The 13273-nt window shown below is 29.9% G+C and carries 10 protein-coding genes; 4 read left to right on the top strand and 6 right to left on the bottom strand.

Features of this window, described 5'->3' with window-relative positions:
• Positions 1-86 precede the first annotated feature (86 nt).
• Positions 87-857 carry a diaminopimelate epimerase gene (gene dapF / locus BLT88_RS10310; protein ID WP_091954630.1) on the bottom strand — a complete coding sequence of 257 codons (771 nt, stop codon included), beginning with the start codon at positions 855-857 and terminating at the stop codon, positions 87-89.
• A gap of 130 nt (positions 858-987) precedes the next feature.
• Here dapF and BLT88_RS10305 point away from each other — a divergent pair, with 130 nt between their 5' ends.
• A complete protein-coding gene (locus tag BLT88_RS10305) occupies positions 988-2385 on the top strand; it encodes a S1C family serine protease (protein ID WP_091954628.1) in 1398 nt (465 codons plus the stop codon).
• Positions 2386-2525: 140 nt separating this feature from the next.
• On the top strand, positions 2526-3968 hold the full coding sequence (locus BLT88_RS10300) for a glyceraldehyde-3-phosphate dehydrogenase (RefSeq protein WP_036782367.1): 1443 nt from the start codon (positions 2526-2528) through the stop codon (positions 3966-3968).
• 83 nt (positions 3969-4051) lie between these two features.
• Here the strand turns inward: BLT88_RS10300 and BLT88_RS10295 are convergent, their stop codons facing one another.
• The 3 genes from BLT88_RS10295 to BLT88_RS10285 are packed head-to-tail and all read right to left on the bottom strand — an operon-like array spanning position 4052 to position 6113.
• Entirely contained in the window at positions 4052-4528 is a 477-nt protein-coding gene (locus BLT88_RS10295; RefSeq protein ID WP_091954627.1) for a DsrE/DsrF/DrsH-like family protein, read from the bottom strand.
• Between the two features lie 17 nt (positions 4529-4545).
• Positions 4546-4854, bottom strand: coding sequence for a TusE/DsrC/DsvC family sulfur relay protein (locus tag BLT88_RS10290; RefSeq protein ID WP_091954625.1), 309 nt, complete (start codon positions 4852-4854; stop codon positions 4546-4548).
• A 23-nt stretch (positions 4855-4877) separates the two neighbouring features.
• The gene (locus tag BLT88_RS10285; RefSeq protein WP_091954624.1) at positions 4878-6113 is read right to left on the bottom strand and encodes an NAD(P)/FAD-dependent oxidoreductase; all 1236 of its coding nucleotides are present in this window, start codon (positions 6111-6113) and stop codon (positions 4878-4880) included.
• 208 nt (positions 6114-6321) lie between these two features.
• Between BLT88_RS10285 and ligA the strand changes: the two genes are divergently transcribed.
• Both ligA and BLT88_RS10275 read left to right on the top strand, forming a co-directional pair.
• Positions 6322-8319 (top strand): NAD-dependent DNA ligase LigA, encoded by a 1998-nt coding sequence (gene ligA, locus BLT88_RS10280; protein WP_091954622.1) that lies wholly within the window; start codon positions 6322-6324, stop codon positions 8317-8319.
• Positions 8320-8436: 117 nt separating this feature from the next.
• Entirely contained in the window at positions 8437-9156 is a 720-nt protein-coding gene (locus BLT88_RS10275; RefSeq protein WP_091954621.1) for a DUF4294 domain-containing protein, read from the top strand.
• A 55-nt stretch (positions 9157-9211) separates the two neighbouring features.
• Here BLT88_RS10275 and BLT88_RS10270 read toward each other — a convergent pair whose 3' ends face one another.
• Positions 9212-10570: a DUF5723 family protein gene (locus tag BLT88_RS10270; RefSeq protein ID WP_157691205.1), complete on the bottom strand. Its 1359-nt coding sequence runs from the start codon at positions 10568-10570 to the stop codon at positions 9212-9214.
• Between the two features lie 6 nt (positions 10571-10576).
• On the bottom strand, positions 10577-12238 hold the full coding sequence (locus tag BLT88_RS10265) for a hypothetical protein (RefSeq protein ID WP_143741099.1): 1662 nt from the start codon (positions 12236-12238) through the stop codon (positions 10577-10579).
• Positions 12239-13273: the final 1035 nt, after the last annotated feature.

Below are 13273 nucleotides of genomic sequence, written 5' to 3'. Positions count from 1 at the left end.
TATTTTTTGACTGCATAGAATTATAGTTAACATTATTTTACTGGATAGACATTTTTCTATGTTTGTATGTAATCAATAATTTAAAGTTAAATAGTTATTGTTCCTTTAAAAACAAATTTTGTTGGTCCTTTTAAAAACACGTTTTTATAAATTCCTTTTCCTTCTGTAAATGAAACTTCTAAATGACCACCTTCTGTGGATAAAGAAACTACATTACTTTTAGTCCTATTCGTTTTATGCATAGCAATTGCTACTGCAGTAACACCCGTGCCGCAAGCAAGCGTTTCGTTTTCTACGCCTTTTTCATAAGTTCTAACTCTAAAAGAGGTAGCGTCAATTTGCTGAACAAAATTTACATTACTTCCTGGATCTTGATAACTATTTCTTATTTCTTTTCCGTTTTCAAAAACAGGATACTCATTTAAATCATCCACCAATTCTACATGATGTTGGGTTCCTGTATGCATGAAAACTGAATTTTCGTTTACTTGTATATTATTAACATTAATCATTTGTAAAGAAATAATATCATTTTTAATTTCTGCAAAATGTTCACCATCAACGGCTATAAAAGTAGTTTTATCTTTTATGATTTCTAATCGTTTGGCAAATGCAACAGCACATCTAGCACCATTTCCACAAAAAGTTTGGCTACCATCAGGATTAAAATAAATCATTTTAAAATCAAAATTACTTTCATTTTCAATTAAAATAATACCATCTGCACCAACACCAAAATGTCTGTCTGCTAAATGAGAAATAAAGTCAGATTTTTCTTTGGGAAAGGTTTTTGCTCTATTGTCTATCATCACAAAGTCATTTCCTGTACCTTGATATTTGTAAAAAGTCAAATTCATAGGACAAAGATAAGTATTTCAAGAATAAAAAAAGTTTGTTAAAAAGTGGTTAAAGTCCGTTAAAAGCAAGTTAAACAGATTTTTTGAAAATGTTAAAATTGTATATTTGATATATTAAAAAAGTATAATTATGAAGAAACTTTTGGGTTTATTAGGAATAGCAGTTTTAGGCGGAGCACTTACATTGGGTGGTTACAAAATGTTCTTTAATGACACAGTAATTATAGAAAGAACTGTGCCTGAAAAGACGCAAACAGTGCAAACAAATTATAATCCAACATTTACGCGCAATTCAACGGCTATTGCGGCGGCAGCCATAGATTTTACCTTGGCAGCAGAAAAATCTTTAAATGCTGTTGTCCATGTAAAAAATACCGCAATTAGAACACAGAAAAATCCTTTTGCAGAATTATTCTACGGAAATGGAAGTGGAACAAGAAAGTTTGAGCAAGTAGGCACAGGAAGTGGAGTTATTATCTCTTCTGATGGCTACATTATTACTAATAATCATGTTATTGATAGTGCTAACGAAATTGAAATTACTTTAAATAACAAGAAAAAATACAAAGCAGAGTTAATAGGAACTGATAAGGAGAACGATATTGCTTTATTAAAAATTGAGACAGAAATAGATTTGCCGTATGTTCCTTTTGCTGATTCTGATACAATTAAGGTCGGTGAGTGGGTTTTAGCTGTTGGTAATCCTTACAATTTAACATCTACGGTGACGGCAGGAATTGTAAGTGCCAAAGGAAGAGATTTAGAAGGTAACACAGCAATTGATTCTTTTATTCAAACAGATGCAGCTGTAAACCCAGGAAATAGTGGAGGAGCCTTGGTAAATACACGAGGAGAATTGGTTGGAATTAACACTGCAATTTCTTCAAAAACAGGTTCTTTTGTTGGGTATTCTTTTGCAGTGCCATCTAATATAGCAAAGAAAATTGTAGACGATTTATTAGAGTATGGTGCTGTGCAAGAAGCGGTAATAGGTATCCGTTTTTCACCAGTTGATAATGACAAAATTGTAGGTGTAAAAATTGTAGGTGTTGAAGAAGGGCAAGGTGCTGCGAATGCTGGATTACAAAAAGAGGATGTGATTGTGAAAGTAAATAACGTAAAAATTACAAAATTCTCTGAATTAAGGGGGCAACTAACAGCAAAAAGACCCGGTGATTTTGTAAATATTACGGTAGAAAGAGAAGGTAAACTTGTTACTAAAAATGTGAAATTAAGTAAGAAAGTAAAAAGGTTTATTTCGAAAACGTTTAATTGGGAATTGAAAGATTTATCAAAAAATGAATTAAAAAAGAATAATATTAATAATGGTGTAAAGATTATTAATACTGGAGAAAGAGAGTCTAAAGACAGTTTAAAGAATTTTATCATCACAAAAATTAATGATCAAGAAATTGAAACTGCTGATGAAGCTGTAAAAATATTAGAAAATGTAGCACAAAGTAGATATTCTATTGTTATTGAAATGATAAATACTGACGGGGAAAAAGAAAGATTACGTTTCAGATAGATAATACGTTTAAAATTTAAAAGCAAGAATCCTGATAGTTTATCAGGATTTTTTTGTGGGTTAAAGATTTTAACGAAATCGATTTCGTGTTTTCAAAAAAAGAAATACTTTTGTAAAAATTTTAAATTAGTTATATATAGATGTCCTTAAATTTAGATTACGAAAAAGAAGTTGCATTGCAAGCAAAAACCAGAAGAGCTACAATAGAATTTATAAATATTGTAAACGACTTATGGTATGATAAATCTATAGAATTAGTATTGTTTAGAAATACATTAGTAGATAAAAGAGCTAGTGAAGTTCTGAATTTAATAGATTATGCTAAAGAGTTTGTAAATAAAGCAATTACAATACAAGATGCATTAAGCATTGCCAAGGCAATTCAGAAAATAGATTTACCATCATCTAAGTTAGATATTGGTAAATTAGCTTACGAATGTCATTTAAACCCTAGTGGATGTCTAGATAAAGTAGCCTTTGTAAAAAAGCAACTAAGAAATGTTACTAATTTTAAAGATATTAAGCCTAAAGATGTTGTTTTATATGGTTTTGGAAGAATTGGTCGGTTGTTGGCAAGAGAATTAATGACTAAAATGGGGAAAGGTTCTCAATTACGATTAAGAGCGATTGTAACTCGTGGAGAAATTACGCAATCTATTTTAGAAAAAAGAGCATCATTATTAAGTATCGATTCTGTTCATGGAGATTTTTTAGGGACAGTGCAAACAGACATAGAAAATAAAGCATTAATTATAAATGGTACAACCGTTTTTATGATTTCTGCCAATAAACCAGAAGAGATAGATTACACAGCCTACAATATTAATGACGCTTTAATTATTGATAACACAGGTGCTTTTAGGGATGATGTAGAATTAAGCAGACACCTAAAAGCAAAAGGAGCAAGTAAGGTTTTATTAACGGCTCCAGGTAAAGGAATTCCAAATATTGTGCATGGCGTAAATCACAAACAATACAATCCCGATAAAGTAGATATTTTTTCAGCAGCATCTTGTACTACCAATGCAATTACGCCAGTTTTAAAAGTTTTAGAAGATAATTTCGGAATAAAAAAAGGACATTTAGAAACCATTCATGCCTACACAAACGATCAAAATTTGGTAGATAACATGCATGATAAATACAGAAGAGGAAGATCAGCAGCTTTAAATATGGTCATTACAGAAACTGGTGCAGGGAAAGCAGTTTCAAAAGCAATACCATCATTAGAAGGTAAGCTTACATCAAATGCAATTAGAGTTCCTGTTCCAAACGGTTCTTTAGCTATTTTAAATTTACAATTAAGAGTTCCAATCACAACAGATTCAATAAATGCAATTATGAAAAAATATGCTTTAGAAGGTGATTTGGTAGAGCAAATTAAATATTCTTTAGATAATGAACTAGTTTCAGCAGATATAATTGGTACAACAGCACCTTCAATTTTTGATAGTAAATCAACCATAACGGATAAAGAAACTATTGTAATTTATGTCTGGTATGATAATGAATATGGTTATTCTCATCAAGTAATGCGTTTGGCCAAACACATAGCAAAAGTCAGAAGATATACCTATTATTAAAAAACAGGTATGTTAAATGCATATTTAAAAACCCAAAACAAATTATTGTTTTGGGTTTTTTTATTATGAAATAATTAATTGTTTTATATAAATAAGAGGTGTGTATTTTCTTGATCTGCTCTTGCATAAAAATCACCAATAGTAATAATGTCTTCTACTTCATCAATTAAATCATCTTTTTTTAAGTGAAACATATCTACCGCTAATTTACAAGCCCATAGTCTGCAACCAGAATCAGAAAGAATTTCTAAAAACTCACCAACAGGCGGCATATCTAATTTTTCCATTTCTTTTTTCATCATTTTAGTAGCTAAAGCTTCCATTCCCGGCAAACCGCCTAGCATTGTGGGGATATGCATTGCAGGATTCCCAACTGTTGCAACTCTTAAATGCTCTAGTTTTTTCTTTTGAATTGCTTCTAATCCAAAGAAAGTAAAAAATATTTCTGATTCAATACCTTCCATTCTTGCTCCATTTGCCATAATAAAAGCAGCATAGACATTTTCTATTGTAGCTTTAGATAAGATAAAAAGCATTTTTCTAACTTTTGTTTTTCCCATGATAATTTGTTTTTGGATTAAATACAGCTTTTTGGTTTTGGTATTCCTGCAATCATTGTTGCTTTTTTAAGAGGCCCTCCAGGAAATAATTTATAAAATTCTTTAATGTTTATTACACCACTCTTTTTAATACCTCTAATAGATAATGCTTCTTCCTTTCTAAATTTATCATGAATATAATCTATTACTTTCCAGTTTTTATCTGTCATTTCAACTTCTTGTTCCTTGGCAATTTCAGCACCAATTTCTTTTGTCCATTGATTAAAATCGGTTAAATAGCCTTCTTCGTTTACATTTACTTTTACTTGTGCTAATGTTTTTTGCATAATATTATTTTTTAGTTTCTATTTTAATTAAGCTGTTTTCCTTTTTTACTCATTGTTACGGATACAAAAGGAATGTGTATTCCCTTGATAAGCATATTCCAATAAATCCATTTAAAAGCCATTTTCCCCATGTGATTTATTCTACTTTCTTTCAGTAAACTTAAGGGGCCGACTCCAGGAAAAGGGAAAGTACCTTCCACTGGTTCTTGTGTGTAATTAAAATCTATTAAAAGAGCTTTCCCGTTACCAGTTTCAATGAAACAATTGGCATGTCCATCAAATTTTTCTTTTAATTCTTTACCATCTATATATCTTAAAATATTTTCGGTTAGAATCTCTGCTTCAAAGTGTGCAACAGAACCAGCCTTAGATGCGGGTAAATTAGTACAATCTCCAAGCGCAAAAATGTTTTCATTTGCTGTTGTTTGAAGTGTTGCTTTGTTTGTGGGAACAAAATTTAAATCATCTCCTAAGCCTGACCTTTCTATTAAAGAATCTCCCATATTGGTAGGAACTGTTACTAATAAATCATAATCAACTTCAGTATCTGCATAATCAATAATTTTATTATTTTCATAATCTACACGTTCAATATTAAAATCGGTCACTTCTTTTATTCCTTTTTCCTCTAATAAATAATGAAGTGCTTGTGTCGCTTTTGGTTTTGTAAATGCTCCGTCTAAAGGAGTCACAAAAGTAATATCAACTTTGTCTCTTATTCCTGAGTTTTTGAAATAAGAATCTGCCAGAAAAGCGAACTCTAAAGGAGCAACAGGGCATTTAATAGGCATTTCTGTTATGTGTATAACGAGTTTTCCACCTTCCCATTCTCTAAATTTATCTCTTAAGGCTTTCGCTCCTTCATATGTATAAAAATCAAAAATGTTTTTATGCCACATCGGTCCTGCCATTCCTTCGGTTTCCTCAGGTGCAATTTTTGTTCCTGTAGCGATTATTAGTAGGTCATAATCTAACTTTTTATTGCTTTCAAGTAGAATTTCATTTTTATCAGGAATAATTTTTTCAATTTTCTCTTGAATATAATTTACCTCTTTTGGAATGAATTTCTTTCCATTTTTTTTAACTTGTTTTGATGTGTATATATCGAACGGTAGAAATAAAAATCCTGGTTGATAATAGTGTGTTTTATATTGATCAATAATGGTAATTTTCCAAAAGTCTTTTTTTAATTTAGATACCAAATGATTTGCCATCATTGTTCCTGCCGTTCCTGCTCCTAAAATCACTAAGTTTTTCATAATTAATCATTTACAATTCAAATTTAATTTGTAATCGTTGATTAAAGTATGATATAAATCATGAAATTTTTTTATGTAACTTATGTTACAGAGTTGTTATTTAGGTCATAAAATAGAATTATAATTATGATGCGTTTTATATTTATTATATTATTTTTGAAACTAATCTTAGTCATTTTAGATTGACAAAGAAAAATTATTTAGCTTAATGACAATTCAACAAAAAATAGAGGAACTTCGAGAAGGGTTGCGTCAACATAATTATAATTATTACGTTTTAGATAATGCCACAATTTCTGATTTTGAGTTCGATATAAAACTAAAAGAACTAGAAAAATTGGAGGCAGAAAATCCTATTTTTTTTGATTCAAATTCACCAACACAAAGAGTCGGAGGAGAAATTACTAAAAACTTTGAAACCATTTCTCATAAAAATAGAATGTATTCTTTAGATAATTCATATTCTAAAGAAGATTTGTTAGATTGGGAAAAGCGTATCAAAAAGATGTTGGGAACAGATAAAGTTGAATATACTTGTGAATTAAAGTTTGATGGTGCTTCAATTAATCTTACTTACCAGAATAACCATTTCGTAAAAGCTGTAACAAGAGGAGATGGTTTTCAAGGAGATGATGTAACTGCAAATATTAAAACAATTCGGTCTATTCCTTTAGTTTTAAAAGATGATTTTTTAAGTAATTTTGAAATTCGTGGAGAAATTATTTTACCTTTTGATGGGTTTCATAAAATGAATGAAGAAAGAATAGATATTGGAGAGGAGCCTTATAGAAACCCAAGAAATACTGCCAGTGGGAGTCTCAAATTACAAGACAGTGCAGAAGTTGCAAAACGTCCTTTAGATTGTTTATTGTATCATTTAGTAACGGATAGTAGAAAATATAAAACACATCTTGAAAGTTTAAAAAATGCAAGAAAAGCTGGATTTAAAGTCCCAGAAACTTTACAAGCAACAAAAACTATTGAGGATGTTTTTAAGTTTATTAAATTTTGGGATATTAAACGTCATGATTTACCCTATGAAACAGACGGAGTTGTTGTTAAAGTTAATAATTTACAACAACAAGAAGAACTAGGTTATACTGCAAAATCTCCAAGATGGGCTATTGCTTACAAGTTTAAAGCAGAGCAAGTCTCAACGATTTTACACGGAATTACATACCAAGTTGGAAGAACGGGTGCAATTACGCCAGTAGCGAATTTAGAACCGGTACAATTGGCAGGTACCATTGTAAAACGAGCTTCGTTACATAATGCAGATCAAATTGAAAAGTTAGATATTAGAGAAGGGGATACTGTTTTTGTGGAAAAAGGTGGAGAAATTATTCCGAAGATTATTGCGGTAGATTTTACAAAGCGTCCAGAAAATTCAGTACCAACAGTGTATGCAACTATTTGTCCGGAATGTAAAACAGCACTGATTAGAAAAGAAGGAGATGCGAAGCATTATTGTCCGAATGAGTTTGGATGTGCTCCACAAATTACGGGTAGAATACAGCATTTTATTAGCAGAAAAGCAATGGATATTGAAGGTTTAGGAGGGGAAACTGTTGATTTACTTCGTAAAGAAGGTTTAATAACAAACTATGCGGATTTATATGATTTAAAAGCTAAACAAATCATTCCGTTAGAAAGAATGGCAGAAAAATCTGCACAAAATATTATTAAAGGAGTTTTAAAATCAAAAGAAATTCCATTTGAAAAAGTCTTATTTGCATTAGGAATTCGTTTTGTAGGTGAAACGGTTGCTAAAAAATTAGCGAAACATTTTAAATCTATAGACAAATTAATGACGGCAGATTTCGAAACATTAATTTCGGTTGACGAAATAGGAGACAGAATTGCCCAAAGTATTATCGATTTTTCTTCAGATTTAGGAAATATTCAACTAATAAATCGTTTAAAAGTTTCAGGAATTCAATTAGAAGTTTCGGCAGAAAGTTTAGAAAATTTAACAGATAAATTACAAGGAGAAATATTTGTGGTCTCTGGTGTTTTTTATCAAATGACTAGAAATGAACTTAAAAAAGCTATTGAAGATAATGGAGGTAAAGTGAGTTCGTCTATTTCTAAAAAAACAAATTATATTGTTGCTGGGGATAATATGGGGCCAAGTAAATTGGCAAAAGCTAAAGATTTAGGTATAGCAATAATTTCTGAACAAGATTTTATAACTAAAATTAGTTAGTGTGATAACGAAACGATGCGACCTATTTTTCCAGAAAGATCAAAAAAAAAGGTTTCTGAGTTCTTAGTTTTGTTAAATAAAAAATAAAATTTGAAAAAACTTCTGTACATATATATAATGATATTCTCTTTTGTGGCTTTGTCCCAAAAAAGAGAAAAAGATTCTTTGCCAAAAAATATAGAAGATTATGTTTTTGTAAGTCCAGGAGATACATTAACGATTAATTTAAATGAATTTTCAATCTTACCAAAACAAAAGTTTAATTCTAAAGTAGATGTTCGTTATTATTTATGGTTTCGTAGAAAAGTATTCAGGGCTTATCCTTTTGCAAAACTAGCCTCTGAAAAGCTAGATAGTTTAAACCTCAGATTAACAAGGATAAAATCTAGACGTAAACGCAAAAAATATACAAAACAAATACAGAAATATATAGAAGGTGAATTTACAGATCAAATAAAAAAAATGACCAAAACAGAAGGTCGTATATTAATAAAGTTAATTCATCGCCAAACAGGAAAAACTGTTTTCAACAATATAAAAGGATTAAGAAGTGGTTGGAAAGCATTTTGGTATAATACAACAGCAAATGTTTTTAGATTATCTTTAAAAGATGAATATCATCCAAAAACTACAAATGAAGACTTTTTAATAGAGGATATATTACAACGTGCATTTCAAGATGATTTGCTGAAAAAGCAAAAATCAAAACTTAATTTCGATTTTACTAAAATCATAGCATCAAAAAGAGCCAGAATAGATGTTGAGGTCTATAAACAAATGTTTGCCAAGATTCGGGAAAAGAAAAAAAGAAAGCAAACAGGAAATAAAAAAAGGTAGCAATCTAAAATTGCTACCTTTTTTTTTTTTGAAATATTATTTTATTATAATGGATTTATTCATTGTTTTCCTCTAAAAGTTCTTCTTTTTTTTGCTCTTCGTTATCTATTTTAACTTTCGATTTATTTAGTTGTTTAAAAAGGAAATTCATACCGAATCTAAAATTAGCAGTATTTGAATCCTGAACTTTGCCACCAATACTAGAAAGGTCATCTAAAGCAGTATATAATTGCAAAAAGCCTAATTGTACAGCAAGGTTTGCTCCAAGTCTAAAACCGCCATTGTTTCCACCAGTACTTGCAACTAAACCATAAGTAGTTTTGTTTAATTCTCTGTTATAGCCTAAAGCATAACTAGGTTTAATGCTTATATAAGGATTCTTATTGTAGAAATAAGTAGCTCGAAAAACATTTTTTTCTGACATTTTATATTTTGCAGAAAAGAAAGTTCTTGATCCTATTTTCGACTTAAAACTTTCTTGACTTTCAGTTGCGCCTAAAACATTATTTAGAGCATTCTCAATTTCATCTTGTACATTTCCAGAATTCTGAAAATCAAATCCATTATAAACACCATTACTTACATCTTGCAAATTATAGTTGGTTACATTGTCTTTCCAGTTTATAGAACCAAGATCGTTAATAGATAATTCAAAAGAAAATTTCTCATTTATTTCGTACCCCAAACCTATGTCCATCCCAAAACCACTATTTTTCCCAAAGAAAGCGATGATATCTGCTGTATCAGAAACACCAGAAGTATTTACGGTAGCATTGGTGGTATTTAGTGTCCAAAGAAAGTTTGCAGGGTTTATGTCTAATGAAAATTGTGCACCATCTTCTAAAGAAGAATGCGCTATTCCACTAAGAGATTTTAATCTTAAACCTATAGAAAGTTTGTCATCTAAAAATGTTCTTGTAACTCCAATTCCTATTTCACTGTAAGAAGTAAAACCCAATTTTTCTGCAGTTAATGAAAAACTTTCACCAAATCCATTAGCAGCGACTGTTGTAAAATCTTTTGAAAATTCCCAAGCCAAATTGCTTTTAGCATTTGCGAAAAGTGTTAAAGATCCCTTTTTAGTTTTAAAACCCAGCATAAAAATATTTGCAACTATATCTGTAGCTACAACATTGGCATCTGCTGCCGATGCATTCAAGTTATTAAAATCAATTTTAATGTTGTTTCCACTTTCTACTAAAATATCATTTAATTTAATTCCTGAATTAAGATTAAAACCAATATTAAGAGGCGTACCAAAGTTTACCTTATATTTTGGTAAATATATAGGTGAAATATTTTGAGTTTGTATAACATAGTCTCCTAAGTTGTAAAATGATAAATAGTCTTGTGCTTTAACATTGTTCATTAAAATAAAAAACAAAAGTATAGTTGAGTATATAGTTTTTTTCATAGCTTCTTAATTTCCAGATATTATATTTGCATTGGCTTCAATAGCTACTGCAACATTTAATTCGTCACTACCTTTTATCATAACAGAATCACGTCCAGTAGGCAGTTGTAATATTACTCTAACGTTTATTTTGTCAGCATCAATTATATCATTAATTTCATTTTGATTTAATTCAATTTCAAAGTTTGAAAGTATTGCAACACCATTAGATTCTCCAGTATCATTTACATTTGCAGCTTGAAAAGCATTTATAGATTCGGTATGCACAACTTGGCCACTACTATTTTTGAATTCTAATAGGATATCTCCAGTTAAAGGAGTTTTGTTTTCTACATTTATTAATAATTTTATGTAATCAAAGTCACTCAAATCTTCCCCTCCACTAAAATCTATTTCTTTATCTAAACTTACTTTATCGAAATCTATAGATATGTCTGCATTAAAACCGTCATTAATAGCAGCATAAAAATTTTCATTAGGATTACCATCATCAATTGGGTTGGCTTTTCCAGAAATATCAAACTCTAAAAACGCAGGCTTAGACTCTAATAAAGCGCTTATGTTAGAGTTAGAGTCATCTAATGTTTGATTTGTAGCCTTTGCATTATCTCCAAAATTTTCTACTCCATCAATAATAATGGTATTAGGTAGTGATGAATTACTTGTATAGCTTAGGTTTAAAGAAGAATTAGCATTCACAGCTTTAACTGAAGATAAATCCATACTAATAGGGAAACCATAATCATTACTTACATTTATAGACATTACTGCATTGTCAAATGCTACATTTCCCTCACTAAAGTTATCAAAAAAGTCTCCTAAATCTATAGTATTTGAAGAAACGTTAAAGGATTCCTGCTTAAAGTCTCCATATATAACATCGTAAGCAATGTTGGTTATTTTAGCTTCGTAAGAAATTGCATCGTTTGCATCTATATTATTGCCAGCGGCAAAGGTAAAAGTTGCATCAAGATCAACTACAACTTTATTGTTAGTTTTACCTGTTCCTGTTCCGTCATTGGTGAGGTCTCCATTAAATTCACTTAAGTCAATTGAAATAGTTTCGTCTGTTCTTCCATTTATACTTATTGTTTTTGTATAAATACTTCCATCACTTTTTTTTGTAAATGATGGTATTGTAAATGTAAGTTCTATACTCGTATCTACTGCGGACTTAAAAGTAATACTCATATTACCTTCATTAAATTCAACACCAGTAATTTCTTGAGTTAACTCTAAATCATGTATTTTTTGATTTTCTCTGCTGTAGGTCCCAATCAAAGGATTTGCAACTCCAGGTGCTATTTCTGCAGTTATTGTATAAGGAAAAGTTTCCCCGATAGCAGTCAAATCGTCTTCAGTTATGGGGCTTTCTATTGAACTTTCAATTGAAGTATCATCAATGTCCACATTAAATGCATCATTGTTTTCCCCTGAAAAGGTTTCTGTGTAGCTGAAGCTAAACTCTTCTGTAGAGGTTGGTTCAAGATTACTGCTACCTAAATCGTCAAATATTTCAGATAAATTGTAGTTTATAAACCCGGCAGGTATTTTTACATTGCCACTCCAGGAAATGTCATCTATGTCTTTATCTAAATAAGAGACATCACAAGAAATTGTTAGCCCTACAAAAAACAATGTAAGCCACAACTTAGTTACTTTATTCATACTTTTCAATTTCATAATTAATTTTTGTTTTGATTTGCAATATATGCATATATAAAGATATACACAGAATAAATGTATTCATGTTTAGTATTGATGGCTTTCGGTATTAGTATGATTGTTTCTTAAACGCTAATATAATAGTCATTACTTTTAAATTTTATTGTTTTTTAGTCATTTGATGGTTAAACGAGATTTCTAATATAGTTTTAGATTATTTTTCAATTTTATCGATTAAATAGGTGAAAAATAGCTTTGATTTATGACTGTTTTTTTTAAGACTTAAATTAGAATAATAAAGAATTGTCTTTTGAATCTCTAGTAGTTGATTTATTTGGTTATATCCCAAATAGCTGTGACAAGGTTTAATTTTTTAAAGGGCCAAAAAGGATTTGATTTTTTATGTTTTATTGATGTGAAAATAAGGGTATTTCATAGTAGTTTGGGTTGAAAATAGTTGTTTTGAAAAATATTCATAAAATTCCACAAAAAATTGGATATTGTAAATAGCTTTAAACAAGTGTTTTACGTTTTTTGTTATGATACTTTTGGATAAAGTATTGATAAATAGTTGTGAGATTAGAAAGAGGGTGTATATTTGCACCCGCTAACGGGGATTTTTGTTTTGTTGGTGATGTTCATTGAGTTGTTGTATTGTAGGATTAGATTGGGTTTTAATTTTGATAAGGTTGTTTAGATTTTATTAAAAATAAGGTTTATTTTTATTTGGTTTATGATTAAAAAACGTTGTATGTTTGCAGTCCGAAATTTTCGGCAGCTTCGTTCAGTTTTTTTAGTTTTAAAGGGGTTTAAAAAAAAAGTATTTTTTTTCTTGTTGGAATAGAAATAGTTTATATATTTGCACCCGCTAACAAATACGGCAAAAAGATTACAGAGATTTTGGTAAGGATTTTGATAAAAAGTCTACTAGTTCGATTCTAGTATTTCTACAAGATAGGATTTATAATGATTGTTTTAAATGCATGAGATTATTATTCTAGAAGTTCATTGAAAATATTGAAATTGACAGCGTAAACA

Origin of the sequence: Polaribacter sp. Hel1_33_78 (assembly GCF_900106075.1) — a bacterium.
Classification (GTDB): Bacteria; Bacteroidota; Bacteroidia; order Flavobacteriales; family Flavobacteriaceae; genus Polaribacter.
The sequence above is the reverse complement of the archived record's forward strand: the minus strand, read 5'-3'. Positions and strand labels throughout refer to the sequence as shown.

Coding starts and splice junctions, on each gene's coding strand:
- BLT88_RS10295 (WP_091954627.1), bottom strand. CDS start 4,528: ATGGGAAAAACAAAAGTTAGAAAAATGCTTTTTATCTTATCTAAAGCT.
- BLT88_RS10265 (WP_143741099.1), bottom strand. CDS start 12,238: ATGAATAAAGTAACTAAGTTGTGGCTTACATTGTTTTTTGTAGGGCTA.
- dapF (WP_091954630.1), bottom strand. CDS start 857: ATGAATTTGACTTTTTACAAATATCAAGGTACAGGAAATGACTTTGTG.
- BLT88_RS10300 (WP_036782367.1), top strand. CDS start 2,526: ATGTCCTTAAATTTAGATTACGAAAAAGAAGTTGCATTGCAAGCAAAA.
- BLT88_RS10285 (WP_091954624.1), bottom strand. CDS start 6,113: ATGAAAAACTTAGTGATTTTAGGAGCAGGAACGGCAGGAACAATGATG.
- BLT88_RS10290 (WP_091954625.1), bottom strand. CDS start 4,854: ATGCAAAAAACATTAGCACAAGTAAAAGTAAATGTAAACGAAGAAGGC.
- BLT88_RS10305 (WP_091954628.1), top strand. CDS start 988: ATGAAGAAACTTTTGGGTTTATTAGGAATAGCAGTTTTAGGCGGAGCA.
- BLT88_RS10270 (WP_157691205.1), bottom strand. CDS start 10,570: ATGAAAAAAACTATATACTCAACTATACTTTTGTTTTTTATTTTAATG.
- ligA (WP_091954622.1), top strand. CDS start 6,322: ATGACAATTCAACAAAAAATAGAGGAACTTCGAGAAGGGTTGCGTCAA.
- BLT88_RS10275 (WP_091954621.1), top strand. CDS start 8,437: ATGATATTCTCTTTTGTGGCTTTGTCCCAAAAAAGAGAAAAAGATTCT.